Source organism: Halonatronomonas betaini (genome assembly GCF_015666175.1).
In the GTDB taxonomy this organism is placed as follows: domain Bacteria; phylum Bacillota; class Halanaerobiia; order Halanaerobiales; family Halarsenatibacteraceae; genus Halonatronomonas; species Halonatronomonas betaini.
Map to the genome: position 1 here is coordinate 123,123 of NZ_JADPIE010000006.1, position 25,224 is coordinate 148,346.

At 36.2% G+C, this 25,224-nt stretch carries 18 protein-coding genes, 1 tRNA gene and 2 other annotated features; of the genes, 3 read left to right on the forward strand and 16 right to left on the reverse strand.

All coding sequences use genetic code 11. The features are described 5' to 3' along the window. Nucleotides 1–60 precede the first annotated feature (60 nt). From I0Q91_RS11000 to tyrS, 3 genes are read right to left on the reverse strand one after another with little or no spacing between them, the layout of a single operon-like run. Nucleotides 61–327 (reverse strand): IreB family regulatory phosphoprotein, encoded by a 267-nt coding sequence (locus tag I0Q91_RS11000; RefSeq protein WP_270454592.1) that lies wholly within the window; start codon nucleotides 325–327, stop codon nucleotides 61–63. Nucleotides 328–358: 31 nt separating this feature from the next. Beyond that, on the reverse strand, nucleotides 359–2,983 hold the full coding sequence (alaS, locus tag I0Q91_RS11005; protein WP_270454593.1) for an alanine--tRNA ligase: 2,625 nt from the start codon (nucleotides 2,981–2,983) through the stop codon (nucleotides 359–361). 1 nt (nucleotide 2,984) lies between these two features. Beyond that, on the reverse strand, nucleotides 2,985–4,208 hold the full coding sequence (tyrS, locus tag I0Q91_RS11010) for a tyrosine--tRNA ligase (protein ID WP_270454595.1): 1,224 nt from the start codon (nucleotides 4,206–4,208) through the stop codon (nucleotides 2,985–2,987). A 176-nt stretch (nucleotides 4,209–4,384) separates the two neighbouring features. Here tyrS and I0Q91_RS11015 point away from each other — a divergent pair, with 176 nt between their 5' ends. Beyond that, nucleotides 4,385–6,955, forward strand: coding sequence for a transglycosylase domain-containing protein (locus tag I0Q91_RS11015; RefSeq protein ID WP_270454596.1), 2,571 nt, complete (start codon nucleotides 4,385–4,387; stop codon nucleotides 6,953–6,955). A gap of 83 nt (nucleotides 6,956–7,038) precedes the next feature. Here the strand turns inward: I0Q91_RS11015 and I0Q91_RS11020 are convergent, their stop codons facing one another. The 13 genes from I0Q91_RS11020 to I0Q91_RS11080 form a co-directional block, all read right to left on the reverse strand. Further along, complete coding sequence (locus tag I0Q91_RS11020) at nucleotides 7,039–9,429, reverse strand: endonuclease MutS2 (RefSeq protein ID WP_270454597.1); 2,391 nt, start codon at nucleotides 9,427–9,429, stop codon at nucleotides 7,039–7,041. Nucleotides 9,430–9,459: 30 nt separating this feature from the next. Beyond that, a complete protein-coding gene (gene polX, locus I0Q91_RS11025; protein ID WP_270454598.1) occupies nucleotides 9,460–11,196 on the reverse strand; it encodes a DNA polymerase/3'-5' exonuclease PolX in 1,737 nt (578 codons plus the stop codon). A 65-nt stretch (nucleotides 11,197–11,261) separates the two neighbouring features. Continuing rightward, nucleotides 11,262–11,750 carry a CvpA family protein gene (locus tag I0Q91_RS11030; RefSeq protein WP_270454599.1) on the reverse strand — a complete coding sequence of 163 codons (489 nt, stop codon included), beginning with the start codon at nucleotides 11,748–11,750 and terminating at the stop codon, nucleotides 11,262–11,264. Nucleotides 11,751–11,753: 3 nt separating this feature from the next. Next, nucleotides 11,754–12,095 (reverse strand): cell division protein ZapA, encoded by a 342-nt coding sequence (locus I0Q91_RS11035; protein ID WP_270454600.1) that lies wholly within the window; start codon nucleotides 12,093–12,095, stop codon nucleotides 11,754–11,756. Between the two features lie 74 nt (nucleotides 12,096–12,169). Next, nucleotides 12,170–14,560: a phenylalanine--tRNA ligase subunit beta gene (gene pheT / locus I0Q91_RS11040; protein ID WP_270454601.1), complete on the reverse strand. Its 2,391-nt coding sequence runs from the start codon at nucleotides 14,558–14,560 to the stop codon at nucleotides 12,170–12,172. A gap of 23 nt (nucleotides 14,561–14,583) precedes the next feature. Next, on the reverse strand, nucleotides 14,584–15,609 hold the full coding sequence (pheS, locus tag I0Q91_RS11045; protein ID WP_270454602.1) for a phenylalanine--tRNA ligase subunit alpha: 1,026 nt from the start codon (nucleotides 15,607–15,609) through the stop codon (nucleotides 14,584–14,586). 54 nt (nucleotides 15,610–15,663) lie between these two features. Beyond that, nucleotides 15,664–15,882, reverse strand: a binding site (T-box leader). Nucleotides 15,883–15,964: 82 nt separating this feature from the next. After that, nucleotides 15,965–16,768 carry a TrmH family RNA methyltransferase gene (locus tag I0Q91_RS11050; RefSeq protein WP_270454603.1) on the reverse strand — a complete coding sequence of 268 codons (804 nt, stop codon included), beginning with the start codon at nucleotides 16,766–16,768 and terminating at the stop codon, nucleotides 15,965–15,967. Between the two features lie 76 nt (nucleotides 16,769–16,844). Beyond that, nucleotides 16,845–17,204, reverse strand: a complete 360-nt coding sequence (gene rplT, locus I0Q91_RS11055; RefSeq protein ID WP_270454604.1) for a 50S ribosomal protein L20 — start codon at nucleotides 17,202–17,204, stop codon at nucleotides 16,845–16,847. 51 nt (nucleotides 17,205–17,255) lie between these two features. Then, nucleotides 17,256–17,453, reverse strand: a complete 198-nt coding sequence (gene rpmI / locus I0Q91_RS11060) for a 50S ribosomal protein L35 (RefSeq protein ID WP_270454605.1) — start codon at nucleotides 17,451–17,453, stop codon at nucleotides 17,256–17,258. 28 nt (nucleotides 17,454–17,481) lie between these two features. Then, on the reverse strand, nucleotides 17,482–17,946 hold the full coding sequence (gene infC, locus I0Q91_RS11065; RefSeq protein ID WP_427854502.1) for a translation initiation factor IF-3: 465 nt from the start codon (nucleotides 17,944–17,946) through the stop codon (nucleotides 17,482–17,484). 306 nt (nucleotides 17,947–18,252) lie between these two features. Next, nucleotides 18,253–20,184, reverse strand: a complete 1,932-nt coding sequence (thrS, locus tag I0Q91_RS11070; protein WP_282550604.1) for a threonine--tRNA ligase — start codon at nucleotides 20,182–20,184, stop codon at nucleotides 18,253–18,255. Between the two features lie 56 nt (nucleotides 20,185–20,240). Further along, nucleotides 20,241–20,477 (reverse strand) — a binding site (T-box leader). 49 nt (nucleotides 20,478–20,526) lie between these two features. Then, nucleotides 20,527–22,110 (reverse strand): bifunctional phosphoribosylaminoimidazolecarboxamide formyltransferase/IMP cyclohydrolase, encoded by a 1,584-nt coding sequence (gene purH, locus I0Q91_RS11075; protein ID WP_270454606.1) that lies wholly within the window; start codon nucleotides 22,108–22,110, stop codon nucleotides 20,527–20,529. Nucleotide 22,111: 1 nt separating this feature from the next. Next, the gene (locus I0Q91_RS11080; protein WP_270454607.1) at nucleotides 22,112–23,515 is read right to left on the reverse strand and encodes a lyase family protein; all 1,404 of its coding nucleotides are present in this window, start codon (nucleotides 23,513–23,515) and stop codon (nucleotides 22,112–22,114) included. Between the two features lie 88 nt (nucleotides 23,516–23,603). Between I0Q91_RS11080 and I0Q91_RS11085 the strand changes: the two genes are divergently transcribed. Then, nucleotides 23,604–23,691: transfer RNA gene (locus I0Q91_RS11085), tRNA-Leu, on the forward strand. 214 nt (nucleotides 23,692–23,905) lie between these two features. Beyond that, entirely contained in the window at nucleotides 23,906–25,222 is a 1,317-nt protein-coding gene (locus tag I0Q91_RS11090; RefSeq protein WP_270454608.1) for a DUF1576 domain-containing protein, read from the forward strand. Nucleotides 25,223–25,224 lie beyond the last annotated feature (2 nt).

Below are 25,224 nucleotides of genomic sequence, written 5' to 3' on the forward strand. Positions count from 1 at the left end.
AAAATTATAAAGAAAAGGCCTGCCCAGATTTCATTAAATCTGGATCAGGCCAGTAATCATTTATTTTTGATTAATATAACTGGAGATCAGCTCCTCAAGAATATCATCTCTATCAACAGTTCTGATCATTGTCCTGGCATCCTTATAACTTGTAATATATGCGGGATCACCAGATATTAAATAACCAACAATCTGATTGACAGGATTATATCCCCTCTCTTCAAGGGCATGATATACCCTTTTTAAGATATATCCTGCTTCGCTAACCTCTTCACTGAGATCAAAATCAAACTTTACCGTCTGGTCATGATTATTATCTTTACTCATTTAATCACTTCCCTGAAAAATATTTTTAAAATTATTGAGAAGCTACTAATTCTCTGGCTCTTTTTAAAGCTTCCTCTAATTTATCTGGCTGGCTTCCACCGGCCTGAGCCATATCTGGACGGCCTCCGCCGCCTCCTCCAGTAATCTTTGCAATATCTCCAACAATATTACCGGCATGATAACCATCCTTAACTAAATCTTTGCTGATTTTAGCTACAAAAAATACTTTATTATCATTTTTATTAGCTAAAATAACAATTCCTGAGCCTAAGTCATTCACAAGCTCATCTGCTAGATTTCTAATACCATCCTGGTCAAGCTCAACCTCTTTAATAATTGCTTTAATTCCATTAATATCTTCAACTTCCTCTGATAAATCTCCAGCCTTTGAATCAGCCAGCTGATCCTGCAATGATTTTATCTCTTTTTCCAATTCCTTCTTAGAGCTTCTTAATTGTTCTATTTTATCAACTATCTCAACAGGCCGGCCCTTTAGTAGATCGGCTGCCTGATTAATTATATCTTCCTGTCTTTCAATATAATCAAGTGCCGCCAGGCCAGTAACTGCCTCAATTCTCCTTACACCAGCAGCAATACTGCTTTCCTGGCTAATCTTAAAGAGGCCGATTTCACCGGTTGCATTAACATGGGTTCCACCACATAACTCTAAGCTATAATCTCCAGTCTTAACAACTCGAACACTATCACCATATTTTTCACCGAATAATGCCTGGGCTCCCATCTCTTTTGCTTTCTCGACTGAAGTTTCAAATGTCTCAACCTTTAAATTATCAACTATCTTGCGATTAACCTCTCTCTCAATCCTTCTTAAGTCCTGATCCTTTAATCCCTGAAAATGGGTAAAGTCGAATCTCAATCTTTCAGGCGAGACCAGCGAACCAGACTGACTGACATGATCACCAAGTTGATTCATCAGAGCCTGATGGAGCAAGTGAGTGGCAGTATGATTTCGGGCAGTTGAACTCCTGAGATCCCTATCTACAATAGACTCGACCTTGTCGCCAACAGATAAGCCGCCTGTTTTTTGATTGATTATATGAATAATTAATCCAGATCTCTCCTTAACATCTTTCACTTCAGCAATAGCCTCATCATCAATTAAACTAATAATTCCTTTATCACCTATCTGGCCACCACTTTCTGCATAAAAAGGTGTCTTATCTAAAATTATTTCCCCTTTTTGGTCTGGACTAATACTTTCAACTTTTTCACCATCAACTATAATAGCTTTAATTTCAGCCTCAGTCTTAAGATTATGATACCCGATAAAATCAGTTGAGATATCCAGTTCAGAGGCCAGCTCTTCATATAAGTCGTGTGAAGAAGCAAAACCACCTTCATCACGGGCATTCCTGGCCCTTTCTCTCTGTTTAGCCATCTCATCTTTAAAGCCCTCTGTATCAACTTCCAGTCCTGCCTCAGCCATTATATCCTCAGTTAAATCAAGAGGGAATCCATAAGTATCATATAATTTAAAAGCTTCTTTCCCGGCCAGGACTTTTTCTCCTTTAGCCTTTAATTCACTCTTAATATCTTCAACAATCTTCATCCCCTGATCTAAAGTCTTTAAAAAGCTCTCTTCCTCAGATTTAATCACATGCTTAACATGATCAGATCTCTGACTTAATTCTGGATAACCACCGGCCATTAATTGATTGACTTTATCTACAAAGTCATACAAAAAGGGACCTTCCAGGCCAATTTTCTGGCCATAACGGACAGCCCGTCTGACCAGTCTCCGTAAAACATAACCCCGTCCCTCATTAGACGGAAGAGCTCCATCGAAGATTGCAATTGAAACACCTCTAACATGATCAGCAATAACTCTGTGTGGCATCTTATCTTTCCAGTCGCCTTTATATTCAAAACCAGATTTATTTTCTACCTCTTTAATTAATGGATAAATCGTATCTATCTCATAATTAGATCTGGTATTCTGTAATACAGATGCCGTTCTTTCTAAACCCATACCGGTATCAATATTTTTCTGGGGCAGCTCAATATACTCCCCTGCCTCAGTATAATCATACTGGGTAAAGACTAAGTTCCAGAGTTCCAAATACCGATCTCCTTCACCGCCTAATACATCTTCAGGACCTGTTCCAAAGTCAGGCCCCCGATCAATATGGATCTCAGAACAGGGTCCACAGGGACCTGTGCCAATCTGCCAGAAATTATCTTTTTTACCCATCCTGACAATCCTACTCTCTGGCAGACCGATCTGATCATGCCAGATATCAAAGGCCTCATCATCATCCTTATAAATTGTTATAATCAATCTATCTTCTGGGAGATCTAAAATATCAGTAACATACTCCCAGCTCCAGGCAATAGCCTCTTCTTTAAAGTAATCACCAAAGGAAAAATTACCTAGCATTTCAAAAAAGGTATGATGTCTTGCTGTTCGGCCAACATTCTCTATATCATTAGTTCTAATACATTTCTGACTGGATACCATTCTTTTAGAAGGAGGTTCCTTACTACCACTAAAATATGGCTTAAATGGAGCCATACCTGCATTTATCCAGAGCAGAGTTGGATCATTTTTTGGAACCAGAGGTGCACTATCTGCAATCTTATGACCTTTTTTTGCAAAAAAATCAAGATAAGACTGTCTAATTTCATCAGTTAACATCTTACTTCCCCCTTCTAATTCGAGCATATCTTCTCTTACCTATCTGAATAACCATGCCATCTTCAACTGGAACATCTATATTAATTTTTTCTATTTTTTCATCCTCAATAGTCACAGCACCCTGTTTAATCATTCTTCTTGCCTGACTATTGCTATCCAGTAAATCAGTTGCAGCTATTAATTTTACAATCCAGAGTTTGCCATCCTCTAAATCTTCCTCAGGTATAGTAACCTCTGGCATATCTTCAGGCTGTTCTCCCTGGGAAAATACCCTGGTAAACTCTTTAGCAGCTCTCTCAGCTTCAGATTTATCATGAAATCTTTCAACGACCCAGGCTGCCAGCTCCTTTTTTAACCCCATAGGATTAACTGTTTCATCAGCTAACTCCTCTTTTATCTCTTCTAATCTATCCGGGTCAACATCAGTTACTAATTCAAAGTATCTCCCTATTAAATCATCAGGTAAGGACATAACCTTGCCATACATAGTAACTGGATCTTCCTCAACTCCAATATAATTGCCTAAACTTTTACTCATCTTCCGTTCACCATCAAGGCCCTCTAAAAGCGGTAGCATCATAATCAATTGAGGCTCCTGGCCATATTCTTTCTGTAAACGGCGCCCAACTAATAGATTAAACCTCTGATCTGTTCCACCTAATTCGATGTCAGCCTCTAAAGCAACAGAATCAAAGCCCTGCATCAATGGATAAAAGAATTCATGAATTGAAATTGGTTTATTGGACTCCATTCTAGATGCAAAATCCTCCCGCTCCAGCATTCTTGCCACCGTATATTTTGAAGCCAGATTAATAATATCTTCTAAATCCAATTCGCCAAGCCAGCTACTATTAAAATGTAATTTAGTCTTTTTCTTATCAAGAACTTTAGAAAACTGTTCCTGATATGATTTTGCATTCTCTTCTACTTCCTGTCTGGTTAATTGATTTCTGGTCTCAGACTTCCCACTTGGATCTCCAATCATTCCAGTAAAATCTCCAATGATTAAGTGGACCTCATGGCCAAAATCCTGAAATTGTTTTAATTTATTCAAAACTACAGTATGACCTAAATGGATATCTGGTGCTGAAGGATCAAGGCCTAACTTAACCTTTAAAGGCCTATCTTCTTTTTCAGCCTCTTTCAACCTCTCCTCTAATTCTTCTTTGGTTATTAAATCTTCTACTCCCTGAGTCAATACTTCTAATTGCTTTTTAATATTCATTATTATGTATCTGACTTTTAAGTCAGATAGCCACCTCCTTTATAATCAAAAATGCTTCTTAATATTTAAAGATTTATGATACATGATATAATTATAACAGAATGGTTTTTCACTAACAAGGGGTGTCAGATGAACATATTTATGTTATAATAGATTTGATACAGGAGGTGAGCAGTTTGTCTGCAAAGAAAAATGAGCAGAAAAGCTCTAAAAAGAAAACAAACAAAAAATATATTTTCGCATTTATTTTAATATTATTCTTCTTTATAACAGGTCTATTTTTAGGGGGCTTAACCTGGATAATTCAGGACACCCCGGATATTTCTGATTATCGTGGAGGAAGCCTTTCAACAATGATTTATAGTAATGATGGAGATTTAATTAATAGTCTCTATCAGGAAAACCGAGTATATGTAACACTTGATGAAATTCCTGAAAATTTACAAAATGCATTTATTGCTATTGAAGATCATAATTTTTATGATCACCATGGAATTGATTTAGTAGGTATCGGCAGGGCTCTAGTTACAAATATTATTGAAGGTCGGAGGGCTCAGGGTGGAAGTACAATTACCCAGCAGCTAGCAAGGAGTGCTTTATTAAGCCAGGAAAAAACATATTATAGAAAACTTCAGGAAGCCTATCTGGCATTACAATTTGAAAGATTATATACAAAAGATGAAATCCTGGAAATGTATCTAAATGAGATATTCTTAGGACATAGTGCTTATGGTGTTGAGGCAGCCTCACAGCAATATTTTGGCAAATCTGTTTCAGAATTAAATTTAAGCGAATCTGCCCTGGTGGCCGGTTTAACCAGAGCTCCAAACTATTATTCGCCTTATAATAACATGGATGAAGCAGTTAGACGAAGAGGCATTGTCTTAAATAGAATGTATCAATTAGATTACCTGGATGAAGACCAACGTAATACAGCCCATCAAGAGGAAGTTGAATTAAGTGCAGATGGAAGAACTATCGATGAAAGTGCTCCATATTTTGTCAGGTATGTCAGAGATCAGCTAATAAGAATGTTTGGAGCCCAGACTGTATTTGGCGGTGGTCTCGAGGTTTATACAACTATAGATTTAGATAAACAGCGTAAAGCTGAAGAAAGTATACAGGAAGCCTTAGATGAAGGAATTATACCATCTATAGATCGAGAAACTGAAATAGCCAATATCCAGCCACAATTTTCATCAATATCAATCGAGCCTGAATCCGGTGAAATAAGAGCAATGATTGGTGGCCGTGGAGACGACGAATTTAATCGGGCAACTCAGGCTGCCAGACAGCCTGGTTCAGCATTTAAACCATTTGTCTATGCAGAAGCAATAAGGCAGGGCCAGTTTCCAGCCTCACTGGTTGAAGATATTCCAAGGCCTTCTCCCAGTAATGATACAAATTTTGAAATCTGGCCTGTAAACTTTAATCATCAATATCATGGGCTGGTTTCATTAAGACAGGCATTAGCATCATCATTAAATGTGGCAGCAGTCAATTTAATCGAAGATATCGGAGTTGAAGCAACGACTGATATTGCTGAGGAGATGGGCATATCAACCTTTGCACCATCCGATTATTATGACGATCATCTTTCACTGGCACTTGGAGGTTTAACCAGAGGAGTGACACCCCTGGAACTCACTTCATCATATGGAGTATTTGCTAATAATGGAGTCTGGGTCCAGCCCCATGCCATTAAAGAGGTTAGAGATAGAGATGGTAACGTACTCTATAAAGCAAATCCAGATAAAAGAGTAGTCTTTGATGAAGAGGATAATTATTTAATCCAGAGCATGCTCCAATCTGTTGTTCAGGATGGTACTGGCTGGAGAGCAGATCTAGGCCGTGAAGTTGGCGGTAAAACAGGAACAACAAATAGATATACAGATGCCTGGTTTATCGGTTTTATCCCTGAATTAGTAACAGGTGTCTGGATTGGCGAAGATAGTCCAAGACAGATGAACTATTCAGATACTGGAAGAATTGGCAGTGGACAGGCTGTTCAGATCTGGAGAAAGTTTATGGATAAAGCAATTGAAGATATCCCGGCAACTGCTTTTGATAGACCAGAAAATATTGTCTCCCTGGAAATAGATCCAATCACTGCTAAATTACCAGATGGTAATAATCCGAGAGCGATAAATGAGATTTTTAGAGAGGATAATACACCATCTGATACAAGTGATTTTTCAGGAGAAATATCAACTGTAAGAATTGATCGGGAAACCGGTAAATTGGCAACTGATAACTGTCCAGAAGATAATATTGTTTCTAGAGAATATTTAGTCGATAGTGGAATAATGTTAGGTCCTGATGATATAGGATTTCAACAATCTAGCTCGCCTGGTGGCGGCAGAAGCTCTATTTCAGGTAGATATCAGGCCCGGGAAGGTATGCCACTAATTGAAATAGATTCTGAAACAGGTATTCCAAACAGAGATGATGATGGTAACTTAGTCTTTAAAACTGTACCTGATGAATATTGTGGTGAACATGGAGGTACTCCTCTTGACCAGCCTGATGAAACACCAGATGAAGATCGAGATCAACTATTCCCTATCGGTGAACAGGATGATGAAACTGACGATGATGATATTGATCTTGACCTGGATGAAATAGAAGATGAAGAACCAGAAGATGATGTCGAAGAAGATGAAGAACCTGAAGAAGATTCATCAAGAGAAGACCGAAGAAGCACAATAGACAGTCTGCTGGATCGATTATCTCCATCAGACGATTAAATCAAAAAACCAAAAGAAAAGAGATACCTGCTGGTTACCTGACGGTTACCTGCCGGTATCTCTTTTAATATTTCACAAACTATTTACTTACCAATTTTAGCAATTGTTACTCCTAAGCCACCTTCTCCCTCTCCACCGGTCCTATAACTTTTAACATGGGGAGATTCCTCCAGTAATTCAGCAACAGCTTCCCTTAAAGCGCCACTGCCTTTACCATGAATTATTTCAACCTCAGTTAAACCGGCAAGAAATGCATCATCAAGATATTTATCAACTATCTGCTGGGCTTCCTCATATCTCTTGCCTCTTATATCCAGACTATTTGAAACTGATTTATTCTTCTTAACCTGATATTTCTTAAAGGTTTTTTTATCTTCCTTTTCCTCATCTGGAGTTGGAGAGAGATCTGATTGATCTACAGTTACCTGCATAATACCAGCCTGAACAGTTGCCTCTTTTTTAGAATCATCAAGCTCAATAATCTCTCCAGTCTGTGATAGGCTATTAATTCTAACCTCTTCACCAGGCTGGAAATCATGACTGATTTCTTTATCTTTATCACTTTCTTTACTTTCAGTCTTAAGCTTTTTCTCCATATCCTTCATTTCCTGGTTAATCTCAGTTTCAAGCCTGTCAACATCTGGCCGGTTGGCAAAATCTTTATTCTTTAATTCAGATAAGATTCTTTTTGCTTTAGCCTGAGCCTGTCGCAATTCTCTCCTGGCCTGCTCTCTTGTCTCTTCAAGAATCTTTTTCTTATCCTTGTCTAATTTTTCTTTTTCTTTTTCTAATTCTTCTTTCTCTTTTTCTAATCTGGCTTCTAATTTTTCAAGCTCCAGATTCTTTTCTTCATAATAACGCCTTTTATCATTTAAGTCAGCAATGATCTCTTCAACAACCAGCTCATCCTCATCTAAAAGGCTTCTTGCATCCTCAATAATCTTATCAGGTAAGCCAAGTCTTAAAGCTATTTCAAAAGCATTACTACCTCCAGGAACTCCCATTATCAATCTATAAGTCGGGCTTAAACTTTCCAGATCAAACTCAACTGAGGCATTTTCTACCCCATCATTACTATAGGCATAACTTTTTAGCTGACTGTAATGGGTTGTAGCAACAGTAACAGCATTCTTCTCTTTAAATTCATCTAATAGAGCAATTCCTAGAGCTGCTCCCTCCCTGGGATCTGTTCCAGCACCAATCTCATCCAGTAAAACAAGTGAATTAGCATCTGCTTTAGATAAAAACATATTAATTTTATTCATATGAGATGAAAAAGTACTTAAATTCTGTTCAATACTCTGTTCATCACCAATATCAGCAAATACCGAATTAAAGATAGAAATTCTAGTGCCATCATCCGCAGGCACTGGAATCCCACTTCCTGCAAGTGATACAAACAATCCTAATGTTTTTAAAGCTACTGTTTTACCACCAGTATTTGGACCAGTAATTAACAATGTTCTAAATTTACCGCCTACATGTACATCAATAGGTACAGCCTGATCGCCTAATAAAGGATGCCTTCCCTGAACTATCTTAATATATCCAGATTTATTGACTGCAGGTACAGTTCCATCATATTGATTTAAAAATCCACCTCTAGCAAATATTTCATCAATTTTAACTAAAATATTAAAATTTCTCTTTAAAGGCCGATACCTGTCTGCAATTTTTAATGTTAATTTCCTTAATATTCTCTGGATCTCAGCCTTCTCGTCCTGCTGAAGTTCCCGCAGATTATTATTTAACTTCACCACTTCCACAGGCTCCATAAAGACTGTAACTCCACTGGAAGATTGATCATGGATAATACCTGAAAAAGTATTTTTATATTCCTGTTTTACTGGAACGACAAATCTGTTTTCTCTTCTGGTAACAATAGTATCCTGTAACATTTTCTGCCTGCCAGAATCTCTGATAATACTATCTAATTTATTTCTAATCTGATTTTCAGTACTATCTATATTATTTCTAATATTTTTTAGTTTATTACTGGCAGTATCCTTTATTTCATTATTCTCATCAATAATCTTATTAATTTCATTTAATAATTCCCCCTGGTTTTCCAGGTTTTCAGCATATTTTAGTAAAGGGCCATCAATAATTAGATTATCTCCAGATTTAAATTTTTCCTCTAAATCCTTTAAATCTTTAAAATAAGCAAGGCTATTACCTGTTGATCTTATCAACCTTTCAACTTTACTTATCTCACTTATTTGCAGCACAATCTCTTTACTTGCCCGCTCTAAAATAGCTGGAATATCCTCTGGACATAATAAAGGAGGGCGACCTAACTCTTCTATTAAAGCAGCCGCCTGACCTGCTTCTTTAAGCTTATACTGGACCTGATCTTTATATTTAAAGGGTACCAGCGATCTAACCTTATTCTTTCCAGGATAAGTTCGGGCCTGTTCTGCCACCATCTCTTTTATCTTATTAAACTCCAAAACCTCTAAACTTGGACGATGCATTTATAAAGTCACCTCAGTAAATTCTTGCTTCTATTTATTTAAATAATCAATCAATTGATCAGAGTTCATTGTATTTATTATATCATCTTTTTCTAGCCAGCCTCTTCTGGCTACAGATACGCCTAATTCCATATCCTTTAATTCTCTGGTATGATGGGCGTCAGTATTAATAGAAATCTTTACATCAGCCTCTTTTGCCTTTTTCGCATAATGATCATCAAGATCCAATCTCGATGGTGAGGCATTTATCTCTAAAGCAGTTCCAGTTCTGGCAGCTTCTTTAATAATCTTATCCATATCTACAGGGTAAGCCTCTCTTTTACCTAATAATCTGCCCCTGGGATGGGCAATAATATCAACATTAGGGTTCTCCATTGCAGTTATAATTCTCTCATTAATTTCAGCCTCTGACTGGGTAAATCCACTATGAATTGAACCTATAACTAAATCCAGTTTTTCAAGGACTTCATCAGAAAAATCAAGATTGTTATCACTTAATATATCTACCTCAATACCTGAGAGTATTTTAAAATCAGGATATTTCTTCTGTACCTCAGCTATCTCTTTAGCCTGTTCTTCTAAATCTTCAACAGTTAAACCACTTGCAATCCTTAAAGATTCAGAGTGATCAGTAACTGCTATATACTCGTAACCCTGAGCAATTGCAGCTTCAACCATCTCCTCAATTGTGCAGGCACCATCACTATATCTGGTATGAAGATGAAGTTCGCCTTTAATATCTGCTAGTTCAACAGATTCAGGTAGTTTATTTTCACTGGCTGCTTCAATCTCGCCTTTATCCTCCCTTAGCTCAGGAATAATATAAGATAGACCTAAAAACTCATATAAATCAGCCTCTGTATTTATCCTGGTAACTTTCTCATCAGTTTCTCTATCAAAAAGACCATATTCATTGGAAATATAACCTGCTTCTTTGGCAATTCTCCTGATTACCACATTATGCTCCTTAGAACCAGTAAAATGCTGTTGAGCAAATGGATAGCTTTCTTCTTCAAGCAATCTAAAATCAACTTTAATACCATTTTCTAATTGCAAAGTTATTTTAGTATCACCAGCCAGTTCAATCTTTTCAGACTCAGGATAATTTTTAATAGTATCTTTTAATTCCTCTAACTTATCCTCTGCTGGAACAAAAATCATATCTATATCTTTAACAAGTTCTTTTCTCCTTCTTAAACTCCCGGCAAAACTCATCTGTTTCCATAACCCATCTGACTCTTTAAAGTATTCTTCCAGTCTCTTAGCCAGTTTATCAGCTCGACCGATAGTCATTAAGCCCTGATAATTCTCATATTCCAGTAAAGCCTCTAATAAATTATTTTCTGTTTTAGGGCCAAATCCCTTTAAAGTCTGAACCTGATTTTCCTTTAATGCTAGCTTCAAATCGTCTATATTATTAATTTCCAGCTCATAATATAACTGATGAGCCCTTTTAGGGCCTAGTCCAGGAATATTTAATAATTCAGAAATTCCTGCTGGCAACTCCCTTTTTAATTCTTCTAACTGGCTGGAAGTTCCTGTCTCAAAGATTTCAGTTATAATACCGGCAAGACCTTCGCCAACCCCTTTTATATCCTGTAATCTTCCATCTTTAACTATATCAATTAATTTCTCCGATTGTCCGGTAATAGCTCTGGCAGCATTCTGATAAGCCCTTATTCTAAATGGATTATCACCTTTTATTTCCATTAAATCAGCAAGTTCATTCAACATTGCGGCAACTTCTTTTGCTGTTAAGTCTTCCATATCTAGCCTCCTAAGATTTAAGTAAATATATTATCACTGCATAAGACGGCCAGTAACTGGCCGTCTTAATTTAAAATATCATTGATTGCCTCTTGAAATATCGGGGTAAGATCAAGCAACCAGAGAGCTAAATATGAATTGTTAACCATTGATTCGACTTCAGGGATAGGTATCTGATTTAAAATAACAACAAGAAAATAAACTAAAGCAATCCCTTTAAGCCCGCCAAATAAAATTCCACCTGCTCGATCGGCTGCTTCTAAATATAATTTATCTAACAATGCTTTAAATGATTCCCCTAATAAATGAATTACAACATTTAAAACAATAAAAATAATAGCAAAACTGATAAATTGCAAAACTGTCGGTGATAAATCTAAAAATCGCTCAAGAAAAATAACAAAATCTAAATAAAAATAGACAGAGACATATACAGAGATCAGAAGCCCTAAAATAGTGGCAGTCTGCCTTACAAACCCTTTTTTATAACCGGTAATTAGAAAGAATAATAATACTATGCCGATAATTATATCAAGCAGAGATAAAGCAGGCAATTATCATTCAACCTCCTGTAATAGTTCCATTAATTCATCGTTATCCTGTCTCAATCTGTTAAGTTCATCTTCCAACTCTTCTTTTTCTTGAGCCAGTCTATCCCGTTCCCTGATAACCTTATCCTTTTCCTGCTCAGCTTTATGCTTTAAATCTGCAAGATTAATTAAGGTTAAGGCATTCAACCTTCTTTTAGGAATATACGGATAGGCATTTTTAATGTCAGAGCCTATCCGATTTATTGTATCACTTAATTCATGAATATATCCCTGGGGTTGATCAGTAGTAACAGTATGAGACTCACCTAAAATATTAATTCTAAATTTATTTTTCTTATCTTGAGTCATCTTTTTAATCCCCCAATTAACTATTAGTTAGATATAATATTCATTATAAATCTATAAATTCCTGCAAAAAAGGTTTAATTACCTCTAATTTCTACATTAAATCTGGATTTTAACTCTTTAATAACTTTTTCAATCTCTTCAGTTACTTCCTCTTCTTTAATTGTTTTATCCTTATCCAGATAAGTCAGCTTTAATGCCAGCGACTTTTTACCTTCAGGTATCTGACTGCCTTTATAATAATCAAATAACTCAACCTTTTCCAGAATCCTGCCAGAAATATCTTTAATAGATTCAATAATAGCTCCGGCAGTAACTTCTTCTGAAACTATTAAAGCCAGATCCCTCTCAGTTGATGGATATCTGGAGATCTCTCCATGCCGTATTGAATCTCTGCCAGTCAGAGCAAATAAATTATCTAGATTTATTTCAACAATTGCAGTTCTTTCTGGTAAATCTTCATCTTCCTGTATATCTGGATGAATTTCCCCGATCATACCACAATCTTTTCCATTTATTAGAATGTTTGCTGCTCTACCTGGATGAAATATTTCATAGGCTGCTTTCTCAAATTTATAATTATCTATTTTATAATAATCAAATAGATTTTCAAGTATTCCCTTCAGATAAAAGAAATCCGGGGCGTCTAAATCCCAGCTATCAACACTGGCGCCCATACTGGCCATCGCCAGCATATTTTTCTCACCAGGTTTCTGATTGCCTCTATCAAAAAACACCCGACCAATTTCATATACAGCCATATTTTTTATCTGTTTTCTTGAATTATTTGCTAAAACATTAATTAAACCTGGTAATAGAGTTGTTCTTAAATCAGCAAAAGCTTCACTGAGAGGATTTTTTAGCCTCAGTTCTATTGCTTTATCTTCAGGAAGTAATTTTAAATATTTACTCTTACTCTCCCATAGACTGAAAGTCTTTGCTTCATCAAGTCCCTGACCCTGAAGCAGTTTCATTAAAGTAAGCTCTTTCTTCTGATTTTCATTTCTGCCTCCAGACCCTTTACTGGCCGGTCTTGTATATGGGATATTATTATACCCATAAACCCTGGCAACTTCTTCAATTAAATCTGCCTGATATTCAACATCAGTTCTAAAGGATGGCACATCTACTTTTAATTTATCAGTTTCTATCTCAACAGAAAAGCCCAGAGCTTCAAGCATATCTCTGATCTCTTCTTTTTCAATATCAATACCTAAATGATTATTAACTTTATCAGGTCTTAAAGATAAAATTAATTCAGCTTCTGGAGACGGATATTCATCATTAAGATTGCCAACCACTTCAGCACCTGCATATTTAACAAAAAGATTTGCAGCCCGTCTGGAGACCTCAGCGATAGCCTTAATATCAATCTTTCTTTCAAATCTATGAGAGGATTCACTGGGCAGGGCAAATTTCCGAGCTGTTGTCCTGATATTAACAGGATCAAAGCAAGCCGCCTCAAGCAAAATATTTTCTGTCTCACTGGAAACCTCTGTCTCTTCTCCTCCCATTACACCAGCAAGGCCTATAGCCTTATTTTCATCTGCTATCACCAGAACATCTTCATCTAATTCACGTCTCTGCCCATCAAGAGTTACTAAATCTTCACCTTGTCTGGCTCTCCGAATAATAATCTTATCTCCAGAAACCTTATCATAATCAAAAGCATGAAGAGGTTGATTATATTCAAGCATTACAAAATTAGTTATATCAACCACATTATTAATCGGCCTGATTCCAGAAGCTTTTAAATATCTTTGCATCCAGATTGGAGAGGGACCTATTTCAATTCCTTTTATAAGTCTTGCTGTATATCTGCTGCAGAGATTTTCATCTTCTATATCTATTTTAACAGGTAAGTCTTCTTCCGATTCAAGATTAGTATCTGGATAATTAATTTCTAAATTTTCATCTGCCAGAGCAGAAAGTTCTCTAGCTACACCTAGCATTCCAAGACATCTAGAATAATTAGGTGTTAAATCTAATTTATAAACAAAATCATTTAACATATACTCATCGATAAACTTTGCACCAACACTAAAGTCATCAGGCAGCTCCATAATTCCTGGCTGTCTCTCTTCTGCAAGTTTAAGCTCATCTGCCGAACAGATCATCCCATTGGATTGAACCCCTCTTAATTTAGCTTCACCAATTTTCATTCCATCTGGTAAGATAGTACCAGGTAACGCAACTGGAACCTTTAGATCTTTCCTGACATTATCTGCCCCGCAAACAATCTGATAAACCTCATCTTCTCCACAATCAACCTGACAGACATGTAATTTATCTGCATTTTCATGCTCCTTTACATCAAGAACCTTACCAACAATTATATCTTCAAGGCCTGAACCTAAAAATTCCAATTTCTCAACTTCCAGTCCAGCCATAGTTAATTTTTTCTCCAGCTCATATGGTGTATAAGGTAGATCTATATATGAATTTAACCAGTTATGTGATATCTGCATAATTTATGCTCCTCTCTGCCAGTTTAAAATTGTTTTAAGAAACGACGATCATTTTCAAATAATAATCTAATATCATTAATCCCATATTTTAATAAAGTAATTCGATCAATTCCCATTCCAAAAGCAAAACCACTATATTTTTCAGGATCGATACCTGACATTCTTAAGACATTTGGATGGACCATTCCAGAACCCATGATTTCAAGCCAGCCAGTCCTTGAACAGAGACTGCATCCATCTCCCTGACAGACTATACAGGAAACATCAACCTCTGCACTGGGTTCAGTAAATGGGAAATAACTGGGGCGAAACCTAACTTCCTGGTCCTTGCCATAAATCTCCTCAACCATTGCCCTTATCGTACCCTTTAAATCACCAAAGGTTATGTTCTCATCAATCACTAAACCCTCCAATTGATGAAACACAGGGGAATGCGAGGCATCTAATTCATCAGCTCGATAGACCCTGCCTGGTGCAATAATTCTAATAGGCGGTTCTGTATTTTCCATCGTTCTTACCTGGACCGGAGATGTATGGGTCCTTAATAAAAAGCTATCATTGAAATATAGAGTATCCTGTAAATCTCGTGCTGGATGATTTTCAGGAATATTTAAAGCTTCAAAATTATGATATTCATCTTCTAGTTCAGGTCCTTCTGCAATTTCAAAGCCTAATCCAATAAAAATATCTTCTAACTCTTCAGTTACAACAGAAAGAGGATGTCTGGCTCCCTGGTTGATAGTTTTTCCAGGTAGAGTTACATCAATAGTCTCTTCTGCTAATTTTTTAGCTTTAGCTTCAGCCTCGAATTTTTCTTTCTTTTCATTCAATTCTGCTTCAATTTTTTGTTTTAAAATATTAGCTTCTTTCCCTAAAACTGGACGTTTTTCCGCAGGGATACTCCCCATCTTATTAAATAATTTTTGAACTTCTCCCTTTTTCCCCAGATATTTAATTCTTAAATCTTCTAATGCATCTAAATCATTAGCCTGGGAATATTCTTTCTTAAATTCATCTAAAATTTCACTTACAGTTTCTTTTACATCCATTTATCTCCACCTCCGATTATATTTAAAGCCTATTCCATAAAAAAAAGCCCCTGATAAAGGGACGAAGGTTCGCGGTACCACCCTAATTATCTGTTAAATTATAACAGACCTCTCAGTTGATTTCTAACAGGTTTACTCCTGAGAAAACCTACTTAACATTCAGCCTCCAGCTCCAGAGTGAATTTAGACGAATATTTTTAAACTGCTCCCAGTCTAAGACAGTTATTCCCTATAAAAAATATTTTCGCCTACTTTCTCCTTCTCTGCTTTTAAATATTTATTTTTAAATTAACTCATTTATTAAATTATATCATAAGAAATTTTGATTGACAACAAAGACCTATTAGTTAGCAGATTAAAAGCTTCTAACCATTTCAAAAATCAATATAGTTCCTGCCATTGCAGCATTTAATGACTCAATATTTCCTTTTATAGGAATAGAAATACTCTCATGCTCCAATTCATAAATTTCATTAGAAAGACCTCTGGCTTCGTTGCCGATTGTTAAAATATCATTCTCCTTAAAAACAAAATCATAATATGGTTTGGCTGCACCTGGCTCAGCAAAGATCATTCTTCTTTTAGAATTAATAAATTTCTTGTTTAAATCTTTTATATCAACATTTTTGATTAATTCTAAATCAAATATCCCCCCCATTGAAGCCCTGATAACTTTAGGATTATAAATATCAACAGTACCTTTTAAAGCAATAATACCGGCAAAACCAGCTGCTGAAGCCGACCTGATTAAAGTTCCAGCATTCCCGGGGTCCTGTAGACCAGCCAGTAATAATATTGGCCCCTCTAAATCTATTAAATTATCTAAACTACAGGTTTTCATCTCAGCAACTGCCAGAATACCCTGGCTATTTACAGTCTCTGAAATCTCAGCAAAAAGTTCTGCTTCTAGTAGATATTTATCTGCCCTTTCATCAAATAAATCAATAATTCTTTCAATATTCTCCTGTTTATGTACTTCTTCTGAAATATAAACTTCTTTTATATTTCCAGACATATTTATTGCTGCTTCAATAATCTGAATTCCTTCTAAAATAAACTCCTGAAACTCATCCCTATATTTTTTCCTCTTCAACTTTCTAACCCTTTTGATATTCTGATTTTGATTACTGCTTAGCTCTATAAAAGAATTATCAATCATTTTTATACACCTCTATTCTAATCAAAAGATAAATAAAGGCCTGGAGAAAGCCCCCAGACCTTAAATATAATATAATTTATCCTGCTAGTTGTTCCTGAGCCAGTTCAACTAACTCAGCAAAACCATCCTTATCATTAACTGCCATATCAGCAAGGATCTTACGATCAATCTCTACATTGGCCTGCTTAAGACCATTTATGAAACGACTATATGAGAGACCATTCTGTCTTGCTGCTGCATTAATTCTAGTAATCCAGAGACGGCGAAACTCTCTTTTCTTTCTTCTTCTATCTCTATATGCATAATCAAGAGATTTCATTACAGCTTCATTTGCAGGACGGAAAAGTCTGCTCCTTGAGCCAAAGAATCCCTTGGCATTTTTTAAGACTTTCTTTCTTCTTTTTCTAGCTTTATTTCCTCTTTTTACTCGTGGCATCTATCATTCACTCCTTTCCATCTGAACAGTTGTTATTATATGCTATAAAATTTATTCATAGGGTAATAAATGCTTATACTTTTTTGCATGTGTATCGTTAACAAGAGTATCTTTACTTAAATTTCTTTTTCTTTTAGCCTTCTTTTTTGTCTGCAAATGACTATTAAAGGCTTTCTTTCTCTTTAATTTACCTTTACCAGTCTTCTTAACTCTTTTTTTGATTCCTTTATGAGTTTTCATTTTAGGCATAATTAAGACCTCCTAATCTATATAATAATTACTTATCACTATCTGGTGTTATAAACATCATCATATTGCGGCCTTCCATATTAGGGCCACTTTCAACAGAACCTAAATCTTCGGTTCCTTCTATTAGTCTCTCCATTAATTCATGACCGATTTCTTGATGCATCATTTCCCGGCCTCTAAATTTAAGTCTAACTTTAACTTTATCTTTATTCTTTAAAAATCTTCTGGCCTGCTTTAACTTAACATCAAAATCATGGTCATCAATTTTAACACCCATCTGAACCTCTTTTACGTTCATTACATTTTGATTCTTCTTAGCTTCCTTTTCCTTTTTAGCCTGTTCATACTTATATTTTCCATAATCCATAATACGACAGACTGGAGGATTAGCCTGAGGTGCAACCTCAACTAAATCCATACCTTTTTCTTCTGCTGCTCTCATAGCCTCATCAATGGATTTAATTCCTATCTGCTCACCCTCTTGATCAATCAACCTAACCTCTCGGGCTCTAATCTGCTGGTTAACCCGTAAATCTTCTACGATTTTATCCACCTCCTAATATATTTGAAAACAAAAAGCGGGGATCCATTCCTGGACCGCCCGCAAATAAACAAAATTAAGACTACATAATTATCCCTGAGAGAATAGTCTAATCCCAGAGCAGAACCGATTAATTGGTTCTGAATCAGTAGTTATTAACCAGTAATCCTATTACTGGTGAGAAGCAGGCGCTCCTACTTTATTGTCACTAAAATATAGTATACCAGAGAAAATAACCTAAGTCAACAAAAAATCTGATTAATTCTTCTCAGCAATCTCTTTATTTATATTATTAATAAACTCCTGAAGATCAACCTGGCCCTGATCTCCTTCACGCCGGTCTCTTACAGAAACAGAACCACTTTCTTCTTCTCTTGAACCAACAATTAACATATAAGGAACCTGTTCAACCTGGGCTTCTCGAATTTTATAGCCTACCTGTTCATCTCTTTTATCTATTTCAACTCTGATATCATATTTCTGAAGTTCTTCCTGAACCTTATCAGCATAACTGTTCTGGTCATCAGATACCGGAATAATCTTAGCCTGTACAGGGGCCAGCCAGGTCGGGAAAGCTCCAGCATATTTTTCAATTAACATAGCAAGAGTTCTCTCATAACAACCAATAGACGTTCTATGAATAATATATGGTCTCTGTTTTTCATTATCGCTATCTACATAGGTCATATCAAATCTTTCAGGGAGACTGAAATCTATCTGAATAGTAATTATTGTATCCTCTTTACCATGAACATTCTTAAACTGAATATCCAGTTTCGGTCCATAAAAGGCAGCTTCTCCATCTGCAACTTCATATTCAAGATCCATTTTTTCTAAGATATTTTCCATCTTCTCCTGGGTATCATGCCAGGCCTCAGGATTATCAATATATTTACCTTTATTATCTGGATCCCATCTGGAGAAACGATACCAGATATCATCTTCTATCCCGATTGTTTCCATAACATAATTTACCAGATCAATAACACCTAAAAATTCTTCTTCGAGCTGTTCCGGGGTACAGATCAAATGGCCTTCAGAGATAGTAAACTGTCTAACCCTGATCAAACCATGCATCTCACCAGAAGCTTCATTTCTAAAGAGTGTTGATGTTTCAGCATATCTAATTGGAAGATCTCGATAACTTCTCAATTTAGAATTATAGATCATAAACTGAAAAGGACAGGTCATTGGCCTCATACCCAGGACCTCTTCATCTTTGTCTTCATCACCAATCACAAACATATCATCTTTATAATGTTCCCAGTGTCCTGAAGTTTCATATAAATCCTTTTTTGCCATATAAGGGGTCATGGTTCTTTTATAGCCCCGTTTCTCCTCTTCGTCTTCAATAAACCTCTGCAAAATTTGAATAACTTTAGCTCCTTTTGGTTTTAATAAAGGTAAACCCTGGCCAACTATATCAGAGGTCATAAATAAATCTAATTTTCGCCCGAGCCTATTATGATCACGCTTTTTAGCCTCTTCTCTCTGTTTTAAATATTCTTCTAACTCCTTTTCATCAGCAAAAGCTGTAGCATAGACCCTCTGCAGCATCTCATTATTTTCATCTCCACGCCAGTAGGCGCCGGCAACGTTTAATAATTCAAAAGCTTCAACCATCCCAGTTCTAGGAAGATGTGGCCCCCGGCAGAGATCAACAAAGTCTCCCTGACGATAAAGGCTGATCATATCATCCTCTAATTCTTCAATCAACTCAACTTTATACGGTTCGTTTCTATCTTCCATTAATTGAACTGCTTCATCTTTAGGTAAAACAAACTTTCTCACCGGCAAATCCTCATCTATAATCTCCTGCATCTTCTCTTTAATATCATCAAGGTCCTCTTTGGAAATAGATTCTTCTAAATCAAAATCATAATAAAAGCCCTCATCAATTGTCGGTCCAATTGCAATACTAACATCATCATATAAATCCTTTACAGCCTGGGCCAGAATATGAGAAGCGGTATGTCTTAAAATATCAAGCCCTTCCTCTGAATCAATAGTAATTATAGCAAGCTCTACGTCCTCATCAATTTCATAATAGGTGTCTACTTTTTTACCATCAACAATACCTGCAACTGCATCCTTGCCCAATCTTCTACCAATATCATAGGCAACGTCTTCAACTGTAACCTTCTTTTCATATTCCTTTGTTGAACCATCAGGTAATGTAATTTGAACCATTAATATCAACCTCCTAATAAATTTATCTAAAATTAAAAAGCCCACCTCCAGTAAAAACTAGAGGCGGGCGATATATTCGCACACGGTTCCACTCTATTTAAGAGAACAAAAACATTCTCCACTCAAACCAGTCTAACGGCTGGAACCCGGATTCTGATAATCACAATCATCGCTTTCCCAGAATCAGCTCAAGGGTGGTCTTCAATTGATTTTAAACTAAGTGCTTTCAGCCTGAGGCACTATATCTCTTTTGAGTTTTACAATCAATCTACTCTCCCAATCATAGCTTTATCATTATATTTGAAATTATTATATTAAATCTTAAAATTAAAGTCAAGTATTTTAATGTTTAAAATGTCTGTATCCAGTAAAATACATCTTAATACCATGTTCATCACAGGCTTTTATTACATCTTCATCCCGGATTGAGCCACCTGGCTGAATAATTGATTTAATATTATTTTCAGCAGCTATTTCAATTGCATCTGGATAAGGGAAAAAGGCATCAGAAGCCAGGACTCCACCGAACTGCCTTCCAGCAGCCTTTTTGCTCGCCAATCTAACAGCATCAACACGACTCATCTGTCCGGCACCAATCCCAACAATGGCCTCACCTCTTGCCAGGGCAATAGCATTTGACTTTACATGCTTGGCTGCCATAGTAGCAAGATATAATTCCTTTAATTCTTTCTCTTTAATCTCTTTATCTTTGTATGGTCCTGCAACCTGCTTTAAATCGGCAAGATCATCAACTCCTATATCTTTTTCCTGTAATAGGAATCCACCAGATATAGATTTGATTTCATAATCATTTTTTTCAGCAATCTTCATATCAGCTAACTCTAATAATTTAATATCAGACCAGCGATCAACTAAGGCCTCAACAGCTTCCTCAGTATATGAAGGAGCAAGGACTATCTCAATATATTTTCTGCCACCGATCATTTCTCTGGCAACACTTCCGCCAACTTCTCTATTAAATGCAACTATACTTCCATAAGCTGATTGTGGGTCACCAGCATAAGCTTTTCTAAAGGCAACAACAGGGGAGTGAGCTATAGCCAGCCCACAGGGGTTTGTATGTTTAATAATTGCCGTTGCAGCATGTTCATCAAATTCAAGAATTAAATCCAGAGCCGCCTGACTATCATTTATATTATTATATGATAAATCATCACCATTTAATTGCCTGGCAGATAATAATGATGTCCCGGATAATAAATCCTTACTTCTGTAAACTGCAGCTTTCTGATGAGGGTTTTCACCGTATTTAAGTTCTCTATCCAGTTCAGCTTTAATATTAAAACTCACCTGGAAATTATCTTTCTGATCTGATTCAACATCCAGGCTACCAAAATAATCAGAAATTGCCCCATCATAATTAGCAATATAGCTAAATGCAGCCCTGGCCAGCTTTGATCTATATTTTTTATCTATATTTCCCTCTGTATATGTATCTAAAAATCCAGCATACTGCTCAGGATCTGTTAGAACTAAAACATCCTGATAATTTTTAGCAGCTGATCTAATTAAAGTCTGGCCACCTATATCAATCTCCTCTAAAATCCCAGAATGATCATCTGGATTATTTTCCACTTTATTCTCAAAGGGATAGAGATTACACACAATTAGATCGATTGGCTCAATCTCATTATCATTAAGATCTTCTATATCCTTTTCATTACTCCTTCTGGCCAGTATGCCCGCCATAACTGCCGGATGCAAAGTTTTAACCCGACCGGCAAGTAATTCAGGATAACCAGTAAGTTCAGATATCTCCATTACATCAATATCATTGCTCTTTAGCTTCTCAGCTGTTCCCCCTGTTGCAATAATTTCTACTCCATTCTCTGATAATTTCTCAGCTAATTCTACAATTCCCTTTTTTTCTGCGACACTAATTAAAGCTCTTTTAATATTTGACACCTTACCACGTCCTTTCTATATTCAATCTATCTGACCAATTATTTACTATTTCAACAGTCTCATTAATTGCTGCTCCAGTATAATTAGCCGGATTATTTAGTATATCTTTTTCAGCAGTTGTTAATTTGTCAAAATACTTGTTTAAACCCTCATCTTCCTGAGCCAACTCTAAAACCTTTTTGCCTGTTTCCTCAGATTTTAAAGTCAATTTCCTGACAGCTTCATGGGCATCAGGATGACCTTCCCTGGCGAGCATAATATATAATGGCTCAGCAAGAATCATATCTTTATGATTATCAAGGTTTCTCTTTAGATTTTCATGATCAAGGACGAGCCTTGCCATCACTTTATTAAGTCTTTTAATAGCCAGAAATAAATGACTGATAATTTCAGGATAATACCTGGCTGAAGATGAATTAGTTAGATCTCTTTGATGCTCACAGAGCTGGTCCATGTAAACAGTAATAATCTTAGGAACTGTTACTTTCCAGGAACTTTTGATATTTTCAAAGTTGATTGGATTTCTCTTCTGGGGCATAGTCGAAGAGCCAACCTGATCTTCAGAGAATGCCTCGCCGGTCTCACTTATCTCCGATCTCTGTAAATGCCTGAAATCATCACTTAAATCAGCAATTACCCCAAAAGTCGAAACTATACCATGAATATAATCAGTAATTTTTTCAGGTGGAATTATCTGAGTTGAATGTTCAGACCTATTAAGATCCAGTTTATTAAGTAAGACAGTTTCAAACTCTACTGGATTATCAACCAGTAAAGAAAGTGAATTATAGGCTCCAACTGCACCAGAGAATTGACCGGTAAGCTCACTGCTATAATTTTCAAGACTTTCTAACCTATTGCCCAGTCGACTAACAAACCCGGCCATATAATAGCCAAAGGTTACCGGCACAGCTGCCTGGCCATGGGTCCTGCCAAGTTGGACAGTCGACCTTTCTCGATAAGCAACTTCAGAGATTTTTTCAATCAATTCCTTTAAAGCAGGTATTAAAACTTCATCATTAAAAGCCTTATATCTTAAAATTGCAGCAGTATCTACAATATCAAAAGATGTAGCCCCTAAATGAATGTATTGCCTGAACTCAGAATCAACATTTTCCCTGAGACAATTGACTAAGGCCCTTGTATTATGTTTTGTCTTCTCCTCTTCCTTATAAACTTCATCAGCATTGATAGATTCAACTGCTTTTTTCATCTGATCAATAGCTTTTTTAGGTGCAATCCCGAAATCCACTAGTGTTTCAATTAGGGCCAATTCCACCCTGGCTTCCCATTTAAACCTTGCTTCTTCAGAAAAGTACTGACTTAATAACCGAAAATTCTCCCCACGACTATATCTGTGGTCAAGGGGACTTAAATTATTGAAAATATTTCTTTCTGACGACAAATTATTTCCTCCTCAGTCTTATATTTATAAAAAAATTTATAATTAGAGTTGACAGATAACAAAATTATGATATAATATTTATTGTATTGCCGAGGTGGCGGAATTGGCAGACGCGCAGCGTTGAGGGCGCTGTGGGCCTTAGGCCTGTGTGGGTTCGAATCCCACCCTCGGCACCATTTTAATATTATTAGTAATAGATAAAACCTGCCACTGGCAGGCTTTTTTTATTTTAAATAAACTTAATAATCTCTACAGGATAAAAAACTCTACAATCAAATTATACTCCTGTCCAGGTTTAATGTCAATTTTATATTGTAATTTTTATAAAAATAATATATAATTAATATTGTTGATTAATTCACTAAAATATTCAGGAGGTACCATTTAATAATGCCTAACAACAAAACTAGCTCATATGCATCAGGTTCATCTAAATCACTTAGACATTCATTAGCATTAACAGCAACAGAAAATGCTAAATTTATAATCTTATTTTTATATGGAGTCATCCTTATTGGTACAGCTTTTTATTTTAATAGTCCAGCTGAACTCTTTAACGGCATGATGTCTATCTCTTTATCAGAAAGCACATTAATCTCAGATTATATGGTCTTAGGTAATATTGGTTCTGCTTTTCTAAATGCCGGATTTTTAATGCTAATCTCACTGGCCATTGTAAAAAAAGCTAAAGTTAATATAAATGGCTCAATAATTGCAGCAGTTTTTACAGTTGCCGGTTTTGCTTTTTTTGGAAAAAATATTTTTAATGTCTGGCCAATTTTTGGCGGAGTTTACTTATATGCACTTTATAAAGAAGAACCTTTTAGCCGCTTTATATTAGTAGCCCTGTTTGGAACAGCTTTAGCCCCATTAGTAAGCCTTGTAAGTTTTGGTTTAGGCTTCAGTACCATTAATGGTTTGGCTTTAGGCGCAATATTTGGTACCTTAGCCGGTTTTATTCTGCCACCACTGGCGAATCATATGGTTAAATTTCATCAGGGTTATAATATCTATAATATTGGTTTTACAGCTGGTATGACTGGATCACTTTTTATGGCTGTATTTAGAGCATTTGATCTTGAAGCTGCAAGCCAGTTTCATTTTGCAGAAGGTTTAAATGATCAGCTTGGAATGTATCTGCTAGTTCTATTCATATCAATGGTTGTAGTTGGCCTTTTATATAATAACCTATCCTTTAAAGGTTTCACAAAGGTTACCAGACATAGCGGTCGATTAGTTTCTGATTTTATTAATACCGATGGTATGGGAGTAACGTTTCTCAATATGGGAATTATGGGAATAATCTCTCTAGGATACATTGTTCTTGTCGGTGGAGAAATAAACGGACCAATTATCGGGGGGATTTTTACAATCGTAGGTTTTGCAGCTTTTGGTAAACACCCTCGAAATGTAATACCTATTCTAATTGGCATTTTTCTTTCAACTCAGGTTCAGGCAATTGAAGCTGCTTCAGCTGGAGCTCTATTGGCCGCCCTATTTGGAACAACTCTAGCTCCAATTGCAGGCCAATATGGAATAAAAGCTGGACTTCTTGCAGGCTTTTTACATCTAGCTGTGGTTATGAATGTTGGTTACCTTCACGGCGGTATCAACCTTTATAACAATGGTTTTGCTGGTGGACTTGTTGCAGCAATGTTAATACCTATACTAAGTAGCCTCGGGCAAACAAACCCTGAAAGGAGTTAATA

What these genes read in the sequence shown, in the direction of transcription:
- I0Q91_RS11000 (WP_270454592.1), bottom strand. Translation starts at nt 327, where the DNA reads ATGAGTAAAGATAATAATCATGACCAGACGGTAAAGTTTGATTTTGAT.
- alaS (WP_270454593.1), bottom strand. Translation starts at nt 2,983, where the DNA reads ATGTTAACTGATGAAATTAGACAGTCTTATCTTGATTTTTTTGCAAAA.
- tyrS (WP_270454595.1), bottom strand. Translation starts at nt 4,208, where the DNA reads ATGAATATTAAAAAGCAATTAGAAGTATTGACTCAGGGAGTAGAAGAT.
- I0Q91_RS11020 (WP_270454597.1), bottom strand. Translation starts at nt 9,429, where the DNA reads ATGCATCGTCCAAGTTTAGAGGTTTTGGAGTTTAATAAGATAAAAGAG.
- polX (WP_270454598.1), bottom strand. Translation starts at nt 11,196, where the DNA reads ATGGAAGACTTAACAGCAAAAGAAGTTGCCGCAATGTTGAATGAACTT.
- I0Q91_RS11035 (WP_270454600.1), bottom strand. Translation starts at nt 12,095, where the DNA reads ATGACTCAAGATAAGAAAAATAAATTTAGAATTAATATTTTAGGTGAG.
- pheT (WP_270454601.1), bottom strand. Translation starts at nt 14,560, where the DNA reads ATGCAGATATCACATAACTGGTTAAATTCATATATAGATCTACCTTAT.
- pheS (WP_270454602.1), bottom strand. Translation starts at nt 15,609, where the DNA reads ATGGATGTAAAAGAAACTGTAAGTGAAATTTTAGATGAATTTAAGAAA.
- I0Q91_RS11050 (WP_270454603.1), bottom strand. Translation starts at nt 16,768, where the DNA reads ATGATTGATAATTCTTTTATAGAGCTAAGCAGTAATCAAAATCAGAAT.
- rplT (WP_270454604.1), bottom strand. Translation starts at nt 17,204, where the DNA reads ATGCCACGAGTAAAAAGAGGAAATAAAGCTAGAAAAAGAAGAAAGAAA.
- rpmI (WP_270454605.1), bottom strand. Translation starts at nt 17,453, where the DNA reads ATGCCTAAAATGAAAACTCATAAAGGAATCAAAAAAAGAGTTAAGAAG.
- thrS (WP_282550604.1), bottom strand. Translation starts at nt 20,184, where the DNA reads ATGGTTCAAATTACATTACCTGATGGTTCAACAAAGGAATATGAAAAG.
- I0Q91_RS11090 (WP_270454608.1), top strand. Translation starts at nt 23,906, where the DNA reads ATGCCTAACAACAAAACTAGCTCATATGCATCAGGTTCATCTAAATCA.